General features: G+C 73.1%; 18 protein-coding genes and 2 pseudogenes. 13 read left to right on the plus strand and 7 right to left on the minus strand.

The genetic code is table 11. The features are described 5' to 3' along the window. Positions 1 to 462: 462 nt before the first annotated feature. From H4687_RS07460 to mug, 5 genes are all read left to right on the plus strand, one after another. A complete protein-coding gene (locus H4687_RS07460) occupies positions 463 to 2,484 on the plus strand; it encodes a LodA/GoxA family CTQ-dependent oxidase (RefSeq protein ID WP_046914500.1) in 2,022 nt (673 codons plus the stop codon). Beyond that, a complete protein-coding gene (locus tag H4687_RS07465; RefSeq protein ID WP_046914501.1) occupies positions 2,481 to 3,677 on the plus strand; it encodes an NAD(P)/FAD-dependent oxidoreductase in 1,197 nt (398 codons plus the stop codon). The genes H4687_RS07460 and H4687_RS07465 overlap by 4 nt, the downstream gene beginning before the upstream one ends. Positions 3,678 to 4,125: 448 nt before the next feature. Continuing rightward, positions 4,126 to 4,464 carry a DUF4326 domain-containing protein gene (locus tag H4687_RS07470; protein ID WP_046914502.1) on the plus strand — a complete coding sequence of 113 codons (339 nt, stop codon included), beginning with the start codon at positions 4,126 to 4,128 and terminating at the stop codon, positions 4,462 to 4,464. A gap of 172 nt (positions 4,465 to 4,636) precedes the next feature. After that, entirely contained in the window at positions 4,637 to 6,079 is a 1,443-nt protein-coding gene (gene purB, locus H4687_RS07475; protein ID WP_046914503.1) for an adenylosuccinate lyase, read from the plus strand. 44 nt (positions 6,080 to 6,123) lie between these two features. Continuing rightward, positions 6,124 to 6,621, plus strand: a complete 498-nt coding sequence (gene mug / locus H4687_RS07480; protein WP_046914504.1) for a G/U mismatch-specific DNA glycosylase — start codon at positions 6,124 to 6,126, stop codon at positions 6,619 to 6,621. Positions 6,622 to 6,650: 29 nt separating this feature from the next. Here the strand turns inward: mug and H4687_RS07485 are convergent, their stop codons facing one another. Next, a complete protein-coding gene (locus tag H4687_RS07485) occupies positions 6,651 to 7,094 on the minus strand; it encodes a hypothetical protein (RefSeq protein WP_046914505.1) in 444 nt (147 codons plus the stop codon). 288 nt (positions 7,095 to 7,382) lie between these two features. On the opposite strand from H4687_RS07485, the gene H4687_RS07490 reads away from it, so the two are divergent. Next, on the plus strand, positions 7,383 to 8,540 hold the full coding sequence (locus tag H4687_RS07490; protein ID WP_046914506.1) for an ROK family transcriptional regulator: 1,158 nt from the start codon (positions 7,383 to 7,385) through the stop codon (positions 8,538 to 8,540). 146 nt (positions 8,541 to 8,686) lie between these two features. On the opposite strand, the gene H4687_RS07495 is transcribed toward H4687_RS07490, so the two are convergent. Both H4687_RS07495 and H4687_RS07500 read right to left on the minus strand, forming a co-directional pair. Continuing rightward, positions 8,687 to 9,448, minus strand: a complete 762-nt coding sequence (locus tag H4687_RS07495) for a GntR family transcriptional regulator (protein WP_046914507.1) — start codon at positions 9,446 to 9,448, stop codon at positions 8,687 to 8,689. 292 nt (positions 9,449 to 9,740) lie between these two features. Then, positions 9,741 to 10,637: an RNA polymerase sigma-70 factor gene (locus H4687_RS07500; protein WP_046914508.1), complete on the minus strand. Its 897-nt coding sequence runs from the start codon at positions 10,635 to 10,637 to the stop codon at positions 9,741 to 9,743. A gap of 159 nt (positions 10,638 to 10,796) precedes the next feature. On the opposite strand from H4687_RS07500, the gene H4687_RS07505 reads away from it, so the two are divergent. Beyond that, positions 10,797 to 11,630: an alpha/beta fold hydrolase gene (locus H4687_RS07505; protein WP_046914509.1), complete on the plus strand. Its 834-nt coding sequence runs from the start codon at positions 10,797 to 10,799 to the stop codon at positions 11,628 to 11,630. Between the two features lie 87 nt (positions 11,631 to 11,717). On the opposite strand, the pseudogene H4687_RS07510 reads toward H4687_RS07505, so the two are convergent. After that, positions 11,718 to 12,581: pseudogene (locus tag H4687_RS07510) on the minus strand (DMT family transporter); the annotation flags it as partial. 47 nt (positions 12,582 to 12,628) lie between these two features. On the opposite strand from H4687_RS07510, the gene pdxR reads away from it, so the two are divergent. The 4 genes and pseudogenes from pdxR (at position 12,629) to H4687_RS07530 (ending at position 17,728) form a co-directional block, all read left to right on the plus strand. Beyond that, positions 12,629 to 14,053: a MocR-like pyridoxine biosynthesis transcription factor PdxR gene (pdxR, locus tag H4687_RS07515; protein ID WP_050398773.1), complete on the plus strand. Its 1,425-nt coding sequence runs from the start codon at positions 12,629 to 12,631 to the stop codon at positions 14,051 to 14,053. A gap of 186 nt (positions 14,054 to 14,239) precedes the next feature. Then, complete coding sequence (locus H4687_RS07520; RefSeq protein WP_050398776.1) at positions 14,240 to 15,835, plus strand: alkaline phosphatase D family protein; 1,596 nt, start codon at positions 14,240 to 14,242, stop codon at positions 15,833 to 15,835. 147 nt (positions 15,836 to 15,982) lie between these two features. Then, positions 15,983 to 16,159 (plus strand): annotated as a pseudogene (locus tag H4687_RS48000) (SWIM zinc finger family protein); the annotation flags it as partial. A 276-nt stretch (positions 16,160 to 16,435) separates the two neighbouring features. Then, a complete protein-coding gene (locus H4687_RS07530; RefSeq protein ID WP_225966626.1) occupies positions 16,436 to 17,728 on the plus strand; it encodes a GNAT family N-acetyltransferase in 1,293 nt (430 codons plus the stop codon). A gap of 368 nt (positions 17,729 to 18,096) precedes the next feature. Here H4687_RS07530 and H4687_RS07535 read toward each other — a convergent pair whose 3' ends face one another. After that, positions 18,097 to 19,323 carry a trans-sulfuration enzyme family protein gene (locus H4687_RS07535; protein ID WP_050398780.1) on the minus strand — a complete coding sequence of 409 codons (1,227 nt, stop codon included), beginning with the start codon at positions 19,321 to 19,323 and terminating at the stop codon, positions 18,097 to 18,099. Positions 19,324 to 19,382: 59 nt separating this feature from the next. Between H4687_RS07535 and H4687_RS07540 the strand changes: the two genes are divergently transcribed. Continuing rightward, positions 19,383 to 19,877, plus strand: a complete 495-nt coding sequence (locus tag H4687_RS07540; RefSeq protein ID WP_046914726.1) for an Lrp/AsnC family transcriptional regulator — start codon at positions 19,383 to 19,385, stop codon at positions 19,875 to 19,877. A 59-nt stretch (positions 19,878 to 19,936) separates the two neighbouring features. Then, on the plus strand, positions 19,937 to 21,628 hold the full coding sequence (locus H4687_RS07545) for a DUF885 domain-containing protein (RefSeq protein WP_046914727.1): 1,692 nt from the start codon (positions 19,937 to 19,939) through the stop codon (positions 21,626 to 21,628). Between the two features lie 93 nt (positions 21,629 to 21,721). On the opposite strand, the gene H4687_RS07550 is transcribed toward H4687_RS07545, so the two are convergent. Both H4687_RS07550 and H4687_RS07555 read right to left on the minus strand, forming a co-directional pair. Then, the gene (locus tag H4687_RS07550; RefSeq protein ID WP_046914728.1) at positions 21,722 to 22,249 is read right to left on the minus strand and encodes an Imm21 family immunity protein; all 528 of its coding nucleotides are present in this window, start codon (positions 22,247 to 22,249) and stop codon (positions 21,722 to 21,724) included. Positions 22,250 to 22,314: 65 nt separating this feature from the next. After that, positions 22,315 to 22,797, minus strand: a complete 483-nt coding sequence (locus tag H4687_RS07555) for a rhodanese-like domain-containing protein (protein ID WP_046914729.1) — start codon at positions 22,795 to 22,797, stop codon at positions 22,315 to 22,317. Positions 22,798 to 22,892: the final 95 nt, after the last annotated feature.

Genomic DNA, 22,892 nt, shown 5'->3' on the forward strand with positions numbered 1-22,892 from the left:
CGGGCCACCCTCCGGGCCGACGTCGCCGGGAGCGTGGCCGATCCGGCGAAGCCGCCCGCAGTCCTGATCACCGCGGCGAAGAGGCGTCCCTCCCTCGGGAGGCACTCATGAACGAACGCGATGTCCCGATCCGATGGCTGAGGTCACGGCGGCCGGAGGCCCGAGGCGCGTCTCGGCGAGGAGGCCGTCGACGCGGCCGGGACGGCGCGGCATCCCGTGCGAGTCGGGTCTCCACCGGCGCGGTGAACTGATCGAGACCGCGTCCGGTGCACTGCGTCGGCGCTCTCCTCAGGTGCGGCCACACACCTCCGACCGGGACGAACTCGCGGGCGTACGGCGGCAGTCGGCGGAAGGTCGGTGACGTGCGGACGTCGATCGGCTCCTGCGCGGTGTGACCCCGGGACGGAATTGCACGTCTTACGTTCGAGACCGCGTCCCCACGGCCCGATGAAAGGTTCTTCGATGGACAGTCAGATCGTGAAGGTGAAGATTCACCCCGCCATCGGTGTCGCCCGGGTCGGCAACAGTCTCGAAGCACCCCTCATCGGCCCGGAATCACCCGACCAGGAGCCAGCGGACCCCGGCTCCTACAAGGACGGTTCCGGGGCGCTCCGGAGGCAGGCCGCACGATTCCGTGTGTACGGCTACAACGCCGCGGGGGAGGTCGTGAGGGAACTGAAGCCGGGCGACGAGGGTGTCTCCGAGATCCAGTGGACCGTTCATCTGGCCAACAAGAAGGCCGCCTGGTACCAGTTCCATCTGGCGCTGGACATCCCCGAGGGCAAGACGCTCGCGGCGGAGCAATACGCTCTGCGCAACGCCGACGTCGTGGGCGCCGAGCGGAAGAAGCTGGTCAACGACCCCGGAAGCCGCACCGTCCGCGGCTCCAAGACCGAGACGCAGAAGTTCGACACCGGCAAGATCATGGGCAAGGCGGTGTACCTCGGCGAGATCTCCACGCGTGCCGACGGCCGCCTGGTGGTGCTCGGTGGCCGGGGAAACTCCGCCTCCTACAAGAACCAGCCGATCACCGGGGTCGCCAACAACAACACCTGGTACGACGACGTGTCCGACGGCCCGGTGACGGCGAAGGTCCGTATCGACGGCAAGGATCTGACCGCCGCCCCGGCCTGGGTCGTGGTGGGGCCTCCGCACTACGCCCCCGGCGTGAGGTCCATACGCACCCTCCACGACCTGCTCTTCGACGTCTTCGTCCAGGCCGGTTCGCTGACCCGCCCGCAGCAGATCTCGTTCACCGATCACATCGAGCCGATACTCCGCCGGTTCTGCGATCTGCAATGGGTCAACCAGGGCTTCGCGGCACAGTTCGGCTGGAACGGCCCCCACTTCTTCCTCTCGCCCGCCGTGCGGAAGAGGCTCGCCGATCCGTCCGACCGGAACCGGGAACTGCGCCGCCAGACGTACGCCGCTCTGCGCGACTACGACCGGGACGGAAAGTCCCCGCTGCCGTGGCCGTGGCTCTACGGCGACGCCATGGCCAGCAAGCCCAAGTCCGTGCGCCAGCACCTGGCGCTGACCCCGACCCAGGACTGGATGCTGCAGCGCTGGGCGGACGGGGCGTTCCGGGCCGGACCCGTGCGGCAGCCGCGCCCCACGGTCGACGACGCCCCTGTCGCCGAGCAGCCGGGGCTGCTGGACCGGGCGGCCCTGGAGAACTGTGCCGCCGACGCGTTCCACCCGGGGATCGAGGTCACCTGGCCGATCCGGCACGCGACCATGTTCAGTGCGCCCTTCCGCATCAAGCACCGCGCCGCCGGCACCGCCGAACCCGATTACGGGCCCACCCTCACCCCGCAGGAGGCGCTCGCCGCCACCGGCCCCCTGAACGCGCAGGGCCCCGGAGACCTCACCCGCTGGATGGCCGCCCCCTGGCAGGCGGACACCGCGAGCTGCCGCTCCGGCTACGAGGTGCTGGCCAATCTGGGGCCCCGGTACAGCCCTTACCTGCCGACCTTCTGGCCCGCCCAGGCACCCAACCACGTCCTCAAGCTGGAGGACTTCGAGAAGGTCAACACGCCGTCGACCGGAAGCGACGACAGCGCCCGGGAAGAGGCGTTCGAGCGACGGGCGACCTGGCTGCGCGGCCTCAGCGGCACCATGAACCAGCAGCGCACCCAGATGATCAAGGACTGGGCCAGACTCGGCATCGTCGAGGTGCGCGACTACACCGTGGGCGACGGGAAGTTCCCGGCACGGATCCTGGTGGAGTCGCGCCCGGGAGAACCGCTCGATCAGGCACCGGACACGGCGAACCTCGTCAACCTGCACGTGCCCGAGGCGGGTCCGCACGTGTTGTCCGCGGCGGCGGGGATCCGGCCCGGGGGCGGGCCCGCCCCCGAAGCCGTCGAGACCGAGTCCGCGGCACGGGCGATCGGCGAGGCCGCCAGGGCGACCGGCTACCGCGAGGAGGAGATCACCGCCGGATATCTCGAGATACTCGACCCCTTCCGCGACGCGCGGTGAGCACCGCACTCGCTCCCGGCACGGACACCTACGACGTCGTGGTGGCGGGCGGCGGCCCGGCCGGCTGCGCCGCCGCGCTCGTGCTCGCCCGTGCCGGCCGTACGGTTCTGCTGGCGGACGCAGGCACCGGGCCGCCCAAGGTCGGCGAGACGCTCGTACCCGCCGGGCGGGTTCTGCTCGGCGACCTCGGCGTCGCCGACCGCGTTCTCGGCTCCGGACATCTGCCCTGCTACGGCAGCCTTTCGGCATGGGGTTCGGCCGACCTGCACGCCGTGGACTTCATCAACGACCCGCACGGCCATGGCTGGCACCTCGACCGGCGGTTGTTCGACCGGCGCCTGCGCGACGCCGCGCGCGCGGCGGGGGCCGAGGTCACCGAGGGCTCGGCCGTACGCGCACCAGCGCGGACGCCGGACGGCGGCTGGACCCTGGTCCTGCGCGGCGGCACCGGCCCTGCCGGTACCCGGTCCGGTGGGGAGCGTACGGTGCGCTGCCGCTGGGTGATCGACGCCACCGGCCGCGCCGCCGCGATCGCCGTCCGGTGCGGGGCCCGGCGGCGGGTCGGGGACCGGCTCACCGCTCTGTACGTGCCTCTGGAGGCGGACCCGCTGGACACCGACCGCCGTTCGCTCGTCGAGTCCGACGAGGACGGCTGGTGGTACACCGCCCCGCAGCCCTCCGGCGGGCGCCTGGTCGCGTACTTCACCGACGCCGATCTGCCCGCCGCCTCCCCCACCGCGCACCACTTCCACCGACGGATGTCGGCCACCCGGCACGTGTCCCGGTGGGTCCACCGGGACGGACCCCCGCCCACGTCACCCGCGGCGCCCCGTCGGGCCGCCGCGCACACAGCACACCTCGACACGGTGTACGGAGACGGCTGGACCGCCGCCGGGGACGCGGCGGTCGCCTTCGACCCGCTCTCCTCCCAGGGCGTGCTGACCGCTCTCTACACCGGGCTGGGCGCGGGCCTGGCCGTCGGCGCCCGCCTGGGTCGCGCCGCCCAGGGCGCGGACTCGGCCCTCGCCGCATACGCGGAGCAGGTCGCGGCCGCACGGAGCGCGTATCTGCGCGGCCACCGTGTCATCCACGCCCAGGAGGCCCGCTGGATCGACCGCTCCTTCTGGGCGCGGCGCCTGGCCGACCTCCCCGGCCCGTCCCGCCGACCGCGGGAAGGGCCCAGCACGTCATGACCACGGAACGGCCCCGAGCCGTCACCGAGAGGGGCTGGACCGTGCCGCAGTGAGGGCACTCCGCTGGACCGCGCCTTCCGGCCGACGCCGACCGAGCGCGGCGGCCCGGGCGTCGTCGGGGTGCGCTCGGACACCGCGGTCCGCCCAGGACGGCGGCCCGCACCGTCCCTGTCCGGCCGGGTACCGGCCGCAGCCGGTCTGCGCCACCGGGACGCGCCCGGCTCGGTCCGTGATCCGGTGCCGGCCGGCACCGGCACCGGCGCGCCGCACCAGGGTGACCTGGCGTCCCGGCTCGAAGGAGCCGCTGCGCTCGCGGTTCACCGCGCGGGCATCCGCCCGGCCCGGCGACCGAGTGGCCCGCCGACCACTGCAGGCCGGCCGGGCGGCCCGAGTTTGCTGCCGCACGAGGGCCCGCTAGCGTAGGGAGCCGCCGTACCGGGAGACGCGTGTGACCACGACCGTGATCAACCTCAAGGGCCGTATCCGCGACTTCGGCCCCCGGCTGGAATTCGCCCCCAGCGACGTGGTGTACATCGGCCGCCGCTGGACCATGGGCCACTGGGACCTGCCGCGGCATCCGCTGTTCAACCCGTTCCAGTACGACACCGCGAAGAAGAAGCGCGACGGGACGCGGGCCGAGGTGATGGCCAAGTACCGGGAGTACCTGACGTCCGACCCCGAGCTGATGGCCCTCGTACCGGAGCTGCGCGGCAAGACACTGGCGTGCTGGTGCGCCCCGGAGCCGTGCCACGGAGACGTCCTGGCGGAGCTGGCGGACCGGCGCTGAGGAGGCGGAGGCCGCGCCGGACGGGACGGACGCCGCCCTCTGCGCCTTGGACGCCGACGGGTGCCGGGCGGCGCCCCGCCGCGCCTCCTGACCGCCGCGACCGGGCTTCGTAGGTTCCTCCGAAGGGACCCTGGGCGCCCACCTGCACGAATCGCCAGTAGAATCCGTACACGTGACTTCCGCGCCAGCCAAGCCCCGCATCCCCAACGTCCTCGCCGGACGCTACGCCTCCGCCGAGCTCGCCACGCTCTGGTCGCCCGAGCAGAAGGTGAGGCTGGAGCGGCAGCTCTGGCTGGCCGTGCTGCGGGCGCAGAAGGACCTCGGTATCGAGGTGCCGGACGCGGCCCTCGCCGACTACGAGCGGGTCCTCGACACCGTCGACCTGGCCTCCGTCGCCGAGCGCGAGAAGGTCACCCGGCACGACGTGAAAGCGCGGATCGAGGAGTTCAACGATCTCGCCGGGCACGAGCACGTGCACAAGGGCATGACCTCCCGCGACCTCACCGAGAACGTCGAGCAGCTGCAGATCCGACTCTCCCTGGAGCTGGTGCGCGACCGTACGGTGGCCGTGCTGGCCCGGCTCGGCAAGCTGGCCGGTGAGTACGGCGAGCTGGTCATGGCCGGCCGCTCGCACAACGTGGCCGCGCAGGCCACCACCCTCGGCAAGCGGTTCGCGACCGCGGCCGACGAACTGCTCGTGGCGTACGGCCGGGTCGAGGAGCTGCTCGGCCGCTACCCGCTGCGCGGCATCAAGGGCCCGGTGGGCACGGCCCAGGACATGCTGGACCTGCTGGGCGGCGACGCGGCCAAGCTGGCGGAGCTGGAGGACCGCATCGCCGGGCACCTCGGCTTCGCACAGGCGTTCACCTCGGTCGGCCAGGTCTACCCGCGCTCGCTGGACTACGACGTGGTGACCGCGCTGGTGCAGGTGGCGGCGGCGCCGTCCTCGCTGGCGAAGACGATCCGGCTGATGGCCGGGCACGAGCTGGTGACCGAGGGCTTCAAGCCCGGCCAGGTCGGCTCCTCCGCCATGCCGCACAAGATGAACACGCGCTCCTGCGAGCGCGTCAACGGCCTCATGGTCATCCTGCGCGGCTACGCCTCGATGACCGGCGAGCTGGCGGGCGACCAGTGGAACGAGGGCGACGTGTCCTGCTCGGTGGTCCGCCGGGTCGCGCTGCCGGACGCCTTCTTCGCGCTGGACGGCCTGCTGGAGACGTTCCTGACCGTCCTCGACGAGTTCGGCGCCTTCCCGGCCGTGGTCGCCCGTGAGCTGGACCGCTACCTGCCCTTCCTCGCCACGACCAAGGTCCTGATGGGCGCGGTGCGCGCGGGCGTCGGCCGCGAGGTGGCGCACGAGGCCATCAAGGAGAACGCCGTCGCCTCCGCGCTCGCCATGCGCGAGCAGGGCGCCGAGCGCAACGAACTCCTCGACAAGCTCGCCGCCGACGACCGCATCCCGCTGGACCGTGCCCAGCTGGACGCGCTCATGGCCGACAAGCTCTCCTTCACGGGCGCCGCCGCCGACCAGGTCGCCGTCGTCGTCGGCCGTATCGAGGAGATCGTGAAGCAGCGTCCGGAGGCCGCCGGTTACACGCCGGGGGCGATCCTCTGACCCGCTACACCCAGGCCGAACTGGAGGCCGCCCGCGACCGGCTGGTGCCGGATGTCACCGCGGACGGCCTCCGGGTCCTTTTCTGCGGTATCAACCCGGGGCTGATGACGGCCGCCTCGGGCCATCACTTCGCCCGCCCCGGCAACCGTTTCTGGCCCGTACTGCACCTGTCCGGCTTCACGCCCCGCCTCCTGAAGCCGTCCGAGCAGGGCGAACTGCCGTCGTACGGGCTGGGCATCACCAACGTCGTCGCGCGGGCGACGGCACGCGCCGACGAGCTGACGGCGCAGGAGTACGTCGAGGGCGGGCGCCTGCTGACCGCCAAGGTGGAACGGCTCCGGCCGCGCTGGCTCGCGGTGGTCGGGGTGACCGCCTACCGGGCCGCCTTCGCCGACCGCAAGGCCGCCGTCGGCCCGCAGGAGCGGACGATCGGGACCTCGCGCGTGTGGGTGCTGCCCAACCCCAGCGGGCTGAACGCGCATTGGACGGCGGCGACGATGGCGGAAGAATTCGGACGACTGCGGGCGGCGGCGGAGGGCTGACCGCCGAGCCCGGCGGGGCGCTCGACGGGTCACGGCGGGTCGATCTCCGTTATCAGCGCGACGAGTTGGAACGGCAGCTCCTTGTCCCACTGGGAGACGCCGAGGGCGACCCAGCGGCCGTGACCGTCCGCCTGCCAGAGGTGCACATCCGGGACGTGGGAGCTGAGGGTCGCCCAGGGTTCGGGTATCTCCTCGCCCCCCATGGACCGGTCGAGGACACTCCACAGGCTGAACACGGACGGGGCACCCCATCGCTCGGCGAGCCGCTCCGACAGGGCGTCCCGGTCCGCCTCGTACTGCTCCTCCGTCTCCTCCCGCCGCATGCCGTCGTCCTCCCAGAAGTCGGCGCTCGTCGCTAACTCGGCGACGTGGTAGCCCGGTCCGGCCTCGCCGACGTCCGACCGGCCGCGCTCCGCCGGGAAGGCCTCGGAGCACAGCCGGTCGATGACGGCGAGGTGCTGGGTGATGCTCATGAGGTCCAGTAAAGCGGGCGCCACTGACAATTGGCGTGGTGTCAGGCGGCGGTGCAGGGGGCACGCCCGTCCGTCCGTCGCCGGGAGCCCCGCCCGGTACGCGGCCGCGCCGTCGGGAGGGGTGGGGACGCCCGGCCGCGCGGCCGGGAGCCGGTGCACATGCCCGGCCGGTTCGGCGGCCAGGCGCGGGGGCCGGGATTCCGCAGGTCGGGGGCATCAGACACTCGCCCGGGGTCGCCGCGGCGAGTACCATCCGGCAAACACGCGCGCGAGCTGGGAGGACGGACGTTGGGGCGACTGACCGGCGGGGATCCGTCTCTGCTCCGCAGGATCAACTCGGCCGTGGTGCTGCACGCGCTGCGGGCCACGGACCACGCGACACTCACCGAGATCACCCGGGTCACCGGCCTGTCCCGGCCCACGGTCGAGGGCGTCGTCGAGGGGCTGGTCGAGGCCGGGCTGGTGGTCGAGCAGGCCGCCGAGGAGGGCGCCGCCCGGCGGCAGGGGCGGCCGGCGCGGCACTACCGGTTCCGGGCGGAGGCGGGCCATCTGCTGGGTCTGGACGTGGGCTCGCACCACGTGACCGCCCTGCTCGCGGACCTCGACGGCAGGGTGCTGGGCTCCCTGTCCAGGGAGATCTCCGAGGCGGCGTCGGCGGACGACCGGCTGGAGCGGCTGCGCTCCACCGTGGCCGAGCTGCTGCGCAGGTCCGGTGTCTCGCGGGCCTCGCTGCGGGCGGTCGGTGTCGGCAGCCCGGGGGTCATCGAGGCCGACGGCGCCGTTCGCCTGTGCGCGGCCCTGCCGGAGTGGACGGGCCTGAACCTGGGCGAGCGGCTGAGCCGCTCCTTCAAGTGCTCGGTCCTGGTCGAGAACGACGCCAACGCGGCGGCGGTCGCCGAGCACTGGAAGGGCGCGGCCGCCGAGTCCGACGACGTGGTGTTCGTGCTGGCGGGGCTGAGCCCGGGCGCCGGTTCGCTGATCGGCGGGCGGCTGCACCGGGGCTACGGCGGCGCGGCCGGCGAGATCGGCGCGCTGCACCTGCTGGGCCGCGAGGCCACCCCGGAGGCGCTGCTGTCGACCACGGGCGAGCCTCTGCATCCGCTCGACGAGCAGGCGGTCGCCGAGGTCTTCAAACACGCGCGCGAGGGCGACGAGCGGGCCCGCGAGGCCGTCGACCGCTTCATACAGCGGCTCGTGCACGACGTGACGGCCCTCGTCCTCGCCCTCGACCCCGAACTCGTCGTCGTCGGCGGCTGGGCGACCGGTATCGACGACGTCCTCGACCCCCTCCGCGACGAACTGGCCCGCTACTGCCTGCGCCCGCCCCGCGTCGCCCTCTCCCGGCTGGGCGAGACGGCCGTCGCCATGGGCGCGCTGCGTCTCGCCCTGGACCATGTCGAGGAACAGCTGTTCGCGGTGGAGGGCACGGTGACGGCGCGGCGCTGAGCCGGTGCGGCGCCGGGCCGGCTCAAGCACGGGCACCCGGTCCGTAGGTCACGGGCGAGCCGGTCCTCGGACACGAGAACGCCGCGCCCCGGAGACCGGAACGCGGCGGGTGCGGCAGGTGCGGCCGGAAGGGGCCGCCGGCGTCGTCAGGACGCGCGACGCTCCGGGCCGTGGTGGATCTCGACGCCGCCGGAGTCGCCGAAGGTCAGTCGGCACGTGTCGGCACGGTAGGTGGCCAGGGACACCGCCGCCGTGCGCCCCTCGGCGTAGAAGCGGGTGGTGACGACGAGGACGGGCGCGCCGGGCAGCCGGTCGAGTTCCTTGGCGTCCTCCGCGCGGGCGGACCCCAGCTCCACCGAGCGGTCCTGCCCCTCCAGCTCCAGGCGCTGCAGCTCACGCAGCACCGCACGCGCGCGTGCGGCACCCGAGGGTGCGTCTATGGCGGAGAGGGCGGGCACCGAGTGCGCCGGGATGTACAGCAGCTCGGCGGCGACGGGCTGGCCGTGCGACATGCGGGAGCGGCGCACGACGTGCACCTGCTCGCCGTGCCCGCTCTCCAGGATGTCGGCGACCGTGGCGGGCGGCGCGGCGGACACACAGTCCACGGCCTGCCAGGCGTCGTCGGCCGTGCCCGGCCACGCGTGCTGTTCGGTGCCGACCGCCACGCCCACGCGCGGAGGCGCCACGGTGGTGCCGACGCCGCGACGGCGCTGCAGCCGGCCCTCCAGTTCGAGCTGCTCCAGCGCCTGGCGGAGCGTGGCCCGGGCGACCCCGAAGCGGGCCGCGAGATCACGTTCGTTGGGCAGGATCTCTCCCACCGAGAACTCGGAGTCCAATGCCTCACTGAGCACGGTCTTCAGATGCCAGTACTTCGGTTCCGGCACCGTTTCGAGCTGCTGGGTCCCCACCCTGTCCTCCGCTGCTTCGCCGTGGCCGGCGGTGTTTTTGGCGCCCTTGTTTATTAAAGGTTGTTGCACTTTCTTGCGACCATAGGCCTGCCCCCACCCTTGGTCAAGACCAATCCTCGAACGCCCGGGCATCCGGTGGGCCGGACGCCCGGCAGCGTTCATCGAGGCTTCACGACAGTGCGGCGAACCGGGGCGGAAGCGGGCGGGAAACGGACACGAACGGACTGTCCTGCGCCGCCCCGCGCGCTACTGCTCCACCGTCCCGCGCACTACTGTTCCTCCGTCCCGCGCACTACTGTTCCTCCGTCATCTCCGGCAGGCAGAGCAGTTTCTCGGGGTTCCGCAGAATGTAGACGCACTGGATACGCCCGTCGGCGACATCGAGCTGGAACACGTTGTCGACCTTGCCGCCGGACAGGAAGACCACCGCGAGGCCGCCGTTGACCTCCACGAAGCGGAACGAGGCGTCCACCAGGCCCTTTCCGGCCACGCCGTGGACGAACCGCCCCACCTTGTCGGCGGTTTCGAGGACACGCACCGGGGCCTTGCCCAGACCGCCGCCGTCGCCCACCAGACGTACGTCCGGGGCCAGCAGCGCCATCAGTCGGTCCAGGTCACCGCCGGCCGCGGCGGCGAGGAACCGTTCGGTCAGCTCACGGCGTTCGACCGGATCCACCTCGTAGCGCGGGCGCCGCTCGTCGACGTGCCTGCGGGCGCGCCCGGCGAGCTGGCGCACGGCGGGCTCGCCACGGTCGATCATGGCGGCGATCTCGGCGTAGGGGTAGCCGAAGGCCTCCCGCAGCACGAACACCGCCCGTTCGAGGGGCGAGAGGGACTCCATGACGACGAGGACGGCGAGCGAGACGGTGTCGGCGAGGACGGCCCGCTCGGCGGTGTCCGGCACAGTGGCCCCGTAGTCGGTGACGTACGGCTCGGGCAGCCACGGACCGGGGTACGTCTCGTCACGCGACTGCACCTGGCGCAGCCGGTCGATGGCGAGCCGGGTGGTGACGCGGACCAGGTAGCCGCGCGGTTCGCGCACCTCGGACCGGTCGGCGCCGGACCAGCGCAGCCAGGCCTCCTGGACCACGTCCTCCGCGTCGGCGACCCGGCCGAGCATGCGGTAGGCGACTCCCATGAGGACGGAGCGGTGCTCTTCGAAGACGTCGGTCGCGATATCGGTCGTCACCGTCCCATCCCATCCCGGGTGACGCGGGCCTGTCCAGGCGATTCCGCGCCCGCTCGCGGGCTTGTTACCCACAGGGACTACCCGCCGGTAGCAGTTGCTGACAAGCTGTCTATGAACGCCGTACGTCAGCGCGCCCACTCCCAGACGAGGAGCTGCTCCATGTCCGCCGCCACGGTCTCCTTCCAGGTCCCCTCCCCGCTCGGCCCGCGGCCCGTGACCGTCTCCTACACACGCGAGGGCACCGGCGAGCCCCTGCTCCTGCTGCACGGCATCGGCCACCACCGGCAGGCCTGGGACCCGGTGACACACATCCTGGCGGCCGAACGCGAGGTCATCACCGTGGACCTCCCCGGGTTCGGCGAGTCCCCCGCGCTGCCGGACGGCCTCACCTACGACCTGCCCACGACGACGGCCGTGTTCGGCGCCTTCTGCGAGGCCCTGGAGCTCGACCGCCCCCACGTGGCGGGCAACTCCCTCGGCGGTCTGCTGGCCCTGGAACTGGGCCGCGAGAAGCTCGTACGGTCCGTCACCGCCCTGTCCCCGGCCGGGTTCTGGAACGAGGCCGAGCGGCGCTACGCGTTCGGCATCCTGCTCACCATGCGGCACATAGCACGGCGGCTGCCCCTGCCGCTGGTCGAACGCCTGTCCCGTTCGACGGCCGGCCGCACCGCCCTGACGAGCACCATCTACGCCCGTCCGGGCCGCCGTTCACCCGAGGCGGTGGTCGCCGAGACCCTCGCGCTGGCCGGGGCCACCGGGTTCGACGACACCCTGCGGGCCGGCGGCAGCGTCCTGTTCACCGACGACATCCCGGGTCTCCCGATCACCGTGGCCTGGGGCAGCCGGGACTGGCTGCTCGTCCCCCGGCAGGGTGTGCGCGCCAAGCGGGTCATCCCCGGCGCCCGGCTGGTGCGGCTGCCCGGCTGCGGCCACTGCCCCATGAACGACGACCCCGCCCTGGTCGCACGCGTCATCCTCGACGGCAGCCGCTGACCGGCGGGGGGCCGCCGTCCGCGAACCCAGGACGACCCCGGCGCCGACCAGCACGCTGCCCACGGCCTGTGCGGCGCCGTAGGATCCCGTGCCGACGAGAGGCGCCGTACAGGCGGCGGCCACCGGGATGAGGCCGGAGAAGAGGGTGGCGCGCTCGGCGCCGATGCGCTGCATGCCCATGTACCAGCACACGAATCCGACGACCGTGACGACCACCGCCTGCCACAGCAGCGCGGCGGTCTCCGTGCCGCCGGGGCGGCGCAGCCACGCGCCGCCGTCGACGACCAGTCCGACGACCGCCGACTCGATCGCGGCGACCGCGCAGACAGTGGCCGACAGGAGCCTCGGGCCGAGCGGTCGCAGCACCGGCACGGCCAGCACCGCGAAGCCGACCTCGCCGGCCAGCGCGCACACCGAGAAGGCGATGCCCGCGCCGTCGGCACGACCCCATCCCTGGACGGTGAAGGCCCCGGCCGCGACCAGCGACGCCCCGTAGAGGACCAGCCGTCGCGGACGCCGGCCCTCCGTCATCGGCACGAGGACGGCCACGGCCACCGGGGCGCAGCCCACGAGGACCCCGGGCACCGCCGGTTCCGCCGTCCGCTCGGCGGCGAGCACGGCGATGTTGAAGCCGACCATGCCGACCGCCGCGAGCAGCCCCAGCCGCGCCCACTGGCGTGCGGTGAGACGGCGCAGGGGTGCCGCACCGCCCCGGCCGAGGAGCGGGAGCAGCAGGAGGCAGGCGAGGCCGTAGCGGAGGAACTGGCCGCCCGCGTAGGGGTAGTCGCCCAGGACGCTGTTGGCGGTGAACGAGCCGCCGACGAGGACGCAGGCGAGCGCGGCGAGGAGGGATCCCCGGAGGGCGGTGGCGTTCGTGGCTGCGGCGTTCCCTCGTGCGGTGTCCTCGGATACGGCGTTCCCCGGTGCGGTGTTCTCGGTCGTGGCTCTCATGGACGCGACGCTAGGGACGCGGGCGGTCCGGATTAAGGTCCACTTCCATGACGTCTTCGGGGACCAATTCCTGGTCCGGCGCCTGGGAGTTGCTGCTGCCGGTCACCGACGTGCCCGCACGCGCGCGTGGGCGTACGTTGCAGGCCGCGCTGCGGGAGGCCATCCGCTCGGGGCGGCTCTCGCGGGGGACACGGCTGCCGTCGAGCCGGGAACTGGCGGCCGACCTCGGGGTGTCGCGGGGGCTGGTGACAGAGGCGTACGAGCAACTGGTCGCGGAAGGGTATCTGCGCAGCGTCCGGGGTGCCGGGACCTGGGTGGGCGCCGCCGTGCGGGCCGCCCTGCCACGCGCGCGTGACCTTGCACCGGGCTCCCCCCGTGCCCGCGTCGACTTCGTGCCCGGGACGCCGGACCTGTCGCTGTTCCCACGCGCCGCATGGGCGGCGTCCCAGCGCGCGGTGCTCGCGGAGCTGCCGCACCGGTCACTGGGCTATCCGGACCCGCGTGGCCTGCCCCGGCTGCGTACCGCGCTCGCCGAGCTGCTCGGCCGGCGCCGGGGCGTGGTCGCCGACCCGGAGCGGATCGTCGTCGTCTCCGGGGTGGCCCAGGCCACGACCCTGCTCGGATTCGTGCTCCACGCGCGCGGGATGCGTGGCGTCGGCGTGGAGGACCCGGGCAGCCCCGAGCACGGAACGCTGTACGCCTCCGCCGGGCTGGACACCGTGCCGCTGCCGCTGGACTCGGAGGGACTGGCCGTCGGGCCGCTGCGGGGGTCGGGGGTGCGGGCCGTGGTGACGACACCGGCGCATCAGTTCCCGTCGGGGATCGCGTACTCCGCACGGCGGCGGACCGAACTGCTCGACTGGGCGCGAGCGGTGGACGGGCTGATCGTCGAGGACGACTACGACGGGGATTTCCGCTACGACCGCGCGCCCGTGGGCGCCCTGCAGGGACTCGACCCCGAGCGGGTCGCGTACACCGGGTCCGTCAGCAAGTCCCTCGCGCCCGGGTTGCGGCTCGGCTGGCTGCTCGTGCCGGCGTCGCTGGCGGCGGAGGTCGTCGAGCGCAAGCGGACCATGGATCTGGGCCATCCCGCCCTCGATCAGGCGGCGTTCGCGCGATTCGTGGAGCGGGGCGACTACGACCGGCAGTTGCGGCGGTGTCAGCGGGTCTATCGGGAGCGGCGGGATGCGCTGGTGTCGGCGCTCGCCGAGTACTTTCCCGGGTCGGAGGTGTCCGGGATCGCGGCGGGTCTGCATGTCATCGTCGCGCTGCCGGATCGGTACGGGCCGCTCGACCGCTTCCTGGAGAAGGCCGCGGTGGGTGGGGTCGGGGTGCGGGGGACGGCGTCGTACGGGCGGGGGCCGGAGGTAGGGGTGCCGGAGGTGGGGGTGCGGTTGGTCGTGGGGTACGCACATCTGTCTCCGGCGCGGATTCGGGAGGGGGTGGGGGTGCTGGCGTCGGTGGTCGGGTGATCCACGGGTTGTCTCGCCCCCGCCCGCCCGCACCCATCGACGCCACCCGGGTCCCCAACTCTCTGGGAGTGTCGCCGCTTCCCCCGGCGCCCGGCCAGTTGTTCACTTGTCGTTTGCGTGTGCGCTGCGGCGTACCCGTAGTTGTGACTGTGCACATTGGCCGGATCCGTCACTGGAGGCGCATTCATGTCACATCGTCCGCCGAGTCCCCTGCCCGGTCGCCGCAGCGTGCTGCGCGGCTCGCTCGCCGCGTCGGCCGCGCTGGCGCTGCCCGGTTCCGTCGCGCTCGGTTCGGTGCCGGCGCTGGCCCTGTCGGGGCGGCCGAAGGCCGGCTGGGGTGTGCAGGCCGGCGACGTGACCGCGCACTCCGGTCTGGTCTGGGTGCGGTCGGACCGGCCGGCCCGGATGATCGTCGAGACGTCCGCCACCGAGTCGTTCCGCAACCCGCGCAGATGGCACGGCCCGCTGCTCGGCGCAGGCACGGACTTCACGGGGACGACGCGGCTGCGCGGCCTGCCCTCGGGCGAGCAGATCCACTACCGGGTGCTGCTCGCCGACCCGGACGACCCGCGCCGCACCGGTGAGCCGGTCACCGGCACCTTCCGTACGACGTCGTCGAAGAGGCGCTCCGGGGCGCGGTTCGTGTGGTCGGGCGACCTGGCCGGGCAGGGCTGGGGCATCAACCCCGACCGCGGCGGCTACCGCATCTTCGACGCGATGGGCGCGCTGGACCCGGACTTCTTCCTGTGCAGCGGTGACACGATCTACGCCGACGGCCCGATCGCGGCGACGGCCGCGCTGCCCGACGGTAGTACCTGGCGGAACGTCACCACCGAGGAGAAGTCCAAGGTCGCGGAGACGCTCGCTGAGTTCCGGGGCAACTTCCGCTACAACCTGTTGGACGAGAACCTGAAGCGGTTCAACGCGCAGGTCCCCTCGATCGTGCAGTGGGACGACCACGAGGTCACCAACAACTGGTACCCGGGCGAGATCCTCACCGACACCCGGTACACCGAGAAGAGCGTGGACGTGCTCGCTGCCCGGGCGCGGCGGGCCTTCAGCGAGTACTTCCCGATCTCCACGCTGCGGCCGGGCGCCCGGGAGGGCCGCGTGCACCGCGTGCTGCGCCACGGACCCCTGCTGGACGTGTTCGTGCTGGACATGCGGACGTACCGCAACGCCAACTCGCCCGACACACAGACCACCGACCCGGTGGGGATCCTGGGCGCCGAGCAGTTGGATTGGCTCAAGCGTGAGCTGTCGCGGTCGCGAGCGGTGTGGAAGGTGATCGCCTCCGACATGCCGCTCGGTCTGGTGGTGCCGGACACGGGCGACGGCAAACCGAACATCGAGGCCGTCGCCCAGGGCGACCCGGGCGCGCCGCTCGGGCGGGAGCTGCAGATCGCCGAACTCCTGCGCTTCGTCAAGCACCGCAGGATCACGGGGACCGTGTGGCTGACGGCCGATGTGCACTACACCTCGGCGCAGCACTACCAGCCGTCGCGGGCCGCCTTCACCGACTTCGAGCCGTTCTGGGAGTTCGTCTCCGGCCCGCTCAACGCCGGCGCCTTCCCGGCGAACACGCTGGACAACACCTTCGGGCCCGAACGGGTGTTCATGAAGGCGCCGACTACGGCGAACGTCTCACCGGCGGGCGGCTACCAGTTCTTCGGCGAGGTCGACATCGACGGCCACAGCGGGGAGCTGACGGTACGGCTGCGGGAGCAGGACGGGACCGTGCTGTACACGAAGGTGCTCCAGCCGGGTCTCGTCGGTCAGTGACCCGGGTGCCGTAGATCTGCCGCAGGTCTGGCGCACGTGCTCGCAGGGCTGCCACAGGTGCCCGCAGGGCTGCCGCAGGGCTCCGCGTCCCAGCCGCGTTTCAGCAGCTCAGGGGCCGCCGTCAGTGGTCGCGCCTACGGTCTTCCCGTGACGCGATCGCTCCAGGCCGTGGCCTGCACCCGACCCTCCGTGCTGGAGTCCGTGGCGGGCGGACTCCGGCTCGGGCTGGAGACCTCGCGGGGCGCCACCCCTACGGGGGTCCGGGACCATCCGCGGTTCTTCAGCGGCTTCCTGACCTCCCCTCAGGTGGCCGCGGCGGGGCTGGCACACGGGGAGCCGCCCCATCTCGCGGAGGCGGCGGACCGCCGGGGCTCGTCCCGATGGGTGACCCGGGCCAGGCGACTGCGGGCGGCGCCGGAGGAGCCCCCGGCAGCCTGACCGTCGGCCTGTGACCGCTACGGTCACCATGGGCATCGGTTCCGACAGCACCAGTCATCCAAAATGCAACAAAAGGTGCGGAACGATGCTTTTACCGGTCAGTCACAAAGCGTTCGTGATCACGCAACACGGTTCGTTCACAGTGGCCCCATGACTTCTGACATGTCTGATGTGACGCGGGCGCTCGACGGCCGCACGACGCACCGCCGGCTGCGCTCCGCCACGGCCGGGTTCCGCAGCTGGTGGGATCGGCGCCACGGTCACGCGCCGCCGACGAGCGATACCGACGCCCGGCCGCCGCTCAGCGAGGGGCAGCAGGCCGGGCCGTCCGAGGTGGCCGTGCCCGTGGGCACGGGTGCGACCTTGATGTGGCGGATGCGGACGACGGTGAAGGACGCGCCGGGTTCGCTGGCCGTGCTGTGCACGGCGCTGGCGGAGCACCGGGTCGACATCCTGAGCCTGCAGACGCACCCGCTGGCCGAGGGCACGGTGGACGAGTTCCTGCTCCGCGCGCCCGAGGAACTGTCGGCCACCGAGATCGGCCGAGCCGTGTCGGCGGCGGGCGGCACGGGCACCTGGATCGAGCGCGGTGACGCCCACGACCTGGTGGACGCGCCGACCCGCATCCTCGGCCTGGCCACCCGCACGGCGCTGGACGCGGCGGAACTCCCGCTCGCGCTGCGGCAGTTGCTGGGTCGCTGCACCATCCGCTCGCTGCCTGCCACCGCGCCCGGATCGGGCCGGGCCCAGGAGAGCGCTCCGGTCGAGGGGGTCCTGGAGGAGACGGTGATGCGGCTGCGGGCGCCCGAGGGCGGGACGATCACGGTGGAGCGGCCGTACCTGCCGTTCACGCCGACGGAGTTCGCGCGGGCGCGGGCCCTGGTGGAACTGGACGCGCGGCTGGGGCCGCGGATCCCGCGCCACCGGGACGTGCTGACGCTGCCCGAGGGCAACGACATCATGGTGCGACGCGCCGACGTCGGGGATCTGCGGGCGGCGAAGGCCATGCACGAGCGGTGCTCTCCGCGCACACTGAGCATGCGGTACCACGGGCCCGTGGGCGACGCCGACCGCTATCTCCGGCACCTGCTCAGCCCCCGCTTCGGACGGACGCTCGCCGCGCAGACGGCGTCCGGGCGGCTCGTCGGACTCGGGCACCTCCTCTGGGACGGCGACGAGACGGAGATCGCGCTGCTCGTCGAGGACGACTGGCAGCGGCGCGGGATCGGCGGCGAACTGCTGCGCAGGCTGGTGGACATGGCGGCGGACACGGGCTGCGCGAACGTGTACGTGGTGACGCAGTCGTCCAACACGGGGATGGTCGCGGCGATGCGGGGGCTCGGGCTGCCGATCGACTACCAGATCGAGGAGGGGACACTGGTGATCACCGCACGGCTGGACGAGGCAGCGGCCGCCGCGCGGTCCCCCGAACGGTCGGGCGAGAGGGCCGAGTAGCCGGACGGGACACGCCACCCCTGTCGGGCGGAAGCTCGGGTCGGTGCCGGGCGCGCGGGCGGGTGGGTGCCGGGCGCGGGTGGTGCCAGGTGCGGGTGGTGCCAGGTGCGGGTGCGAGTCGGTGCCGGATCCGCGTGCGGCTCGTTGCCGGGCCCGGGCGCGGGTGTCGCCCGGTTCCCGTGCCCGGGCACGGGCGTCGCCCGCTTTCGCGGAACGCGACGCGGCGGGCGCGGGAGGGAAGCCGGGCGGCGAAGCCCCGTGCCCCCGGCGCACGCCCCGGGAGGCCCAGGCATGGGACCACCGCTCCGCACGACGCCCCGGGTGACGCGCACGAGAAGCCGAGGTGACGTGGCCCAGCGCCCCGTGCCTCAGACCCGCCCCGCGGACAGCGCAGCCCCCTCCTCCGCGACCCGCACCCCCATCGCCCCGGCGGCGGCCCCGCCCAGCGCCCCGTCCAGGTCCGCCCAGAGGTCTTCCACGTCCTCCAGGCCCACCGACATCCGCAGCAGCCGGTCGCTCACCCCGGCACCCCGGCGGTCGGTCTCCTCCACGATGCGGTGGCTGATCGAGGCCGGGTGCTGGATCAGGGAGTCCACGCTGCCGAGGCTCACCGCCGGGGTGATCAGCCGGACGGCGGCGATGACCTCGTGGGGGTCGCCGTGGACCTCGAAGGCGATCATGGCGCCGCCGATGCGCGGGTAGTGGACCCGGGCGACACGCGGGTCGGCGGCGAGGCGGCGGACGAGTTCCGCGGCGGTCGCGGAGGCCGCGCGGACGCGTACGGGAAGGGTGGACAGGCCGCGCAGGAGGAGATAGCCGGCGAGCGGGTGGAGCACACCCCCGGTGGCGAAGCGGATCTGACGCAGTCGCCCGGCGAACTCCTCGTCGCAGGCCACGACGCCGGCCATGACGTCACCGTGCCCACCGAGGTACTTGGTGGCGCTGTGCAGGACCAGCCGGGCGCCCTGCTCGACGGGACGCTGCAGGACGGGTGTGGCGAAGGTGTTGTCCGCGAGCAGCGGGACCGAGCCGCAGGCGTGGGCGAGGGCCCGCAGGTCGAGTTCGGCGAGGGTGGGGTTGGCCGGGGTCTCGACCAGCACCAGTCCGGTGTCGGGCCGCAGCGCGTCCGCGACGCCGGCCGGGTCGACCCAGGTGACCTCGGTGCCGAGCAGCCCGGCGGTCAGGAGGTGGTCGCTGCAGCCGTACAGGGGGCGTACGGCGACGACGTGGCGCAGGCCCATCGAGGCGCGGACGAGGAGTACGGCGCTCAGCGCGGCCATGCCGCTGGCGAACGCGACCGCGCTCTCGGTGCCTTCGAGGCGGGCGAGGGCGGTCTCGAAGCGGGCGACGGTCGGGTTGCCGAGCCGTCCGTAGACCGGCGGGCCCTCCGGCTCGGCGCCGTCCGTGGCGAAGGCGTCGATGCGGGCGGCCTCGCCCCGGCTGTCGTACGAGGGGTAGGTGGTCGACAGGTCGATCGGCGGGGCGTGCAGGCCCAGGCGCGCGAGGTCGTCGCGGCCCGCGTGCACGGCCTCGGTGGCCAGTGCTCTCGGCGTGGTGCGTGCGTGGTCGTCCGCGTGCGTGCTCGCTGAGTTCATGACAGGAGGGTGAACATCGGACGGGTCAGGGGGGCCAGTGACCGTGTTACGTTCGGGCAATGGCCGAATCCGTCGTACTCGATCCGGTGGATCTCCACCTCCTGCGGCTCCTGCAGAACGACGCCCGGACGACGTACCGGGATCTCGCCGCACAGGTCGGGGTCGCGCCGTCGACCTGTCTGGACCGGGTGACGCGGCTGCGCCGCGCGGGCGTGATCCTCGGTCATCAGCTGCGGCTGGATCCGGCCAAGCTGGGGCGCGGTCTGGAGGCGCTGTTGTCGGTGCAGGTCAGGCCGCATCGACGGGAGCTGGTGGGGCCGTTCGTGGAGCGGATCAGGGCACTGCCGGAGTCGCGGACCGTGTACCACCTCACCGGGCCGGACGACTATCTCGTGCATGTGGCGGTCGCGGACATGGCGGATCTGCAACGGCTGGTACTGGACGGGTTCACGTCGCGGCGCGAGGTGGCGCGGGTGGAGACCCGGTTGATCTTCCAGCAGTGGGAGTGCGGACCCCTGTTGCCGCCGGACGGGGAACGAATCCGGCCGACGTAGGGCGCACGTGCCCGTCGAGCGGCTGACGCCACCCCCGTCGGCGTACCAAGATTGTCCGCATGTCTGACATCAAGAGCCCGCTGCCCCGTGAGGTCGCCGACGCGTACGTCGACGACCTCGTCGCCCTCGATCCCGTGACCGGTACCTACCTGGGTGTGAAGGAGAGTTCCAGCAGGCTGCCGGACACCTCGCCGGCGGGCCAGGAGGCTCGTGCGGAGCTGATCCGGGCGACGCTCGCGCGGCTCGACGAGGCCGAGCGGCAGCCGGGCGCGGACAGTGACGTCGAGCGCCGGTGCGCACGCCTGCTGCGCGAGCGGCTGACGGCGGAGCTGGCGGTGCACGAGGCCGACGAGGGGCTGCGCGCGGTCGGCAACATGGTCACGCCGCCGCACGAGGTGCGGGAGGTCTTCACCATCACCCCGGCGGAGACCGAGGAGGACTGGGCCGCGATCGCCGAACGCCTGCGCGCGGTGCCGACGGCGTACGCCGGTTACCGCGAGTCCCTCGCGCTCGGCCTGGAGCGGAAGCTGTACGCGGGCCCGCGCCCGACCGCGACCTTCGTCGGCCAGCTCACCGAGTGGGCGGACACGGACGGTTCGGGACGCGGCTGGTTCGAGGACTTCGCCGCCGCCGGCCCCGACGCGCTGCGCGCCGAACTGGACGAGGCCGCCCGCGCCGCGACCCGGGCCGTGGTCGAGCTGCGTGACTGGATGCGCGATGTGTACGCGCCGGAAGTCGCGGACGCGCCCAACACGGTCGGCCGGGAGCGCTACGGCAGGCTGGTGCGCTTCTTCACGGGCTCGGACCTGGACCTCGACGAGGCGTACGCGTACGGCTGGGCCGAGTTCCACCGGCTGCTCGGCGAGATGCGGCAGGAGGCCGCGAAGATCCTGCCCGGCGCCGGTACACCATGGGTGGCGCTCGCGCACCTGGACGAGCACGGCCGGCACATCGAGGGCGTCGACGAGGTCCGCGCCTGGCTGCAGTCCCTGATGGACGAGGCGATCGAGGCGCTGGACGGCACGCACTTCGACCTCGCCGAGCCGGTCCGCAGGGTCGAGTCGTGCATCGCCCCGCCCGGCGGCGCGGCGGCCCCCTACTACTCGGCACCGACCGAGGACTTCTCCCGTCCGGGCCGCACCTGGCTGCCGACGATGGGCGCGACCCGCTTCCCGGTGTACGACCTGGTCTCGACCTGGTACCACGAGGGCGTCCCCGGCCACCACCTCCAGCTGGCGCAGTGGGTGTACGTCAAGGACGACCTGTCCCGCTACCAGGCGACGATCGGCGGGGTGAGCGCCAACGCGGAGGGCTGGGCGCTGTACGCGGAGCGGCTGATGGACGAGCTGGGCTTCCTCAAGGACGCGGAGGAGCGCCTCGGTTACCTGGACGCGCAGATGATGCGCGCCGCCCGGGTCATCGTCGACATCGGCATGCATCTGGAGCTGGAGATCCCGGCGGACTCCCCCTTCCACCCGGGCGAGCGCTGGACCGTCGAACTGGCCCAGGAGTTCTTCGGCGCCCACAGCAGCCGCCCGGCGGACTTCGTGGAGAGCGAGCTGACCCGCTACCTGACGATGCCGGGCCAGGCGATCGGGTACAAGCTCGGCGAACGCGCCTGGCTGCTCGGCCGGGAGAACGCCAGGCGCCGTCACGGCGACGCCTTCGACGCCAAGGCCTGGCACATGGCCGCGCTGTCCCAGGGATCCCTGGGCCTGGACGACCTGGTGGACGAGCTGTCCCGGCTGTGATCCCGGCCGGCCGGGCCCCCGCCGTGCGCGGCCGGGCCCGGCCGCCGTTCGGGTCCGCCGATGCCCGGCAAGAAACCGCTCGGCAGTACCCGTTCAGCCCGTCAGAGGTCTCACCTGGACCAGACCCAGCCAGGTCTCACGGCCCGTCGCGACACGGGCCGCGCGCACCCCGTACCGGCCGGGGGCCAGCTCCACCCGTACGTGGTCCGTCTCCCGGAGGGCGTCCCCCGGCCGGGCGGCGTCGAACAGGACGACCGGACCCGGCACCCGCCACCGCGCCTCCGGCGCCCAGGCGGCCGCTTCGAGCGCCGCCGGGACGTCCGCGAGGAGTGCGGACCCGGAAGCGGCGGCGTACCGGCGTACGAAGGTGCCGTGCTCGGGCAGATACGTGGTGGCGGCGCTTCCCTGGCCCAGGACCAGGGCGCGGGTGTCGCCGACCGGCAGCAGGCCGACGGGTCCGTCGATGTCACAGGCCCGGTCGTGGTCGGACGACGTCTCGTCGCCGTCGGCGCCCGCCCAGAACGGCAGCACCGCTTCCGGCAGCGCTATGAGCGGTCCGCCGCTCGACTCCACCCACCGCACCGCATCGGGAACCACCGCCGTATCCGCGTATCGAGCCATGCCCAGAAGCTACACGGCGCCCGCGATCGTGAACTCTTCACCCCGGACAGCTTGTTGACGTTCTGTCAGCAACCGCAGTCGGCGGAGTCCACCGGCGCGGTCAGCGGGTCGGCCGCACGCCGCGCCGCACCCTCCCAGGTCTCGTACGCGAAGCCCTCGCGCGCCCAGTACTCGAAGCCGCCGAGCATCTCCTTGACCTGGTAGCCGAGTTCCGCGAGGGCGAGGGCGGCACGGGTCGCGCCGTTGCAGCCGGGGCCCCAGCAGTAGGTGACGACCGGCACGGACCTGTCGAGGAGCTGCCCGGCCTGTTCCTGGACGAGCGCGGTGGGCAGGTGGACGGCGCCCGGGATGTGGCCCTGGTCCCAGGACTCGGTGGAGCGGGAGTCCACCAGCACGAAGCCGGGGTCGCCGTCGGCGGCGAGGGCGGCGGCCACGTCCGACACGTCGGCGTGGAAGACGAGACTCGCCCTGAAGTACGCGGCGGCCTCGGCGGGGGCCGCCGGAGCGACCCGCAGGACGGGGTTGACGGCGGACGTGACGACGCTCATGAGCTGGCCTCTCCCTCACGGAACCCCTGGCGGCTCCGATTCCCTGACCAGGAATCTACGACCGGCGGACCGCTCCCAGAAGGGGCGTTCCACGG

The organism is Streptomyces stelliscabiei, assembly GCF_014873495.1.
Classification (GTDB): Bacteria; Actinomycetota; Actinomycetes; order Streptomycetales; family Streptomycetaceae; genus Streptomyces; species Streptomyces bottropensis.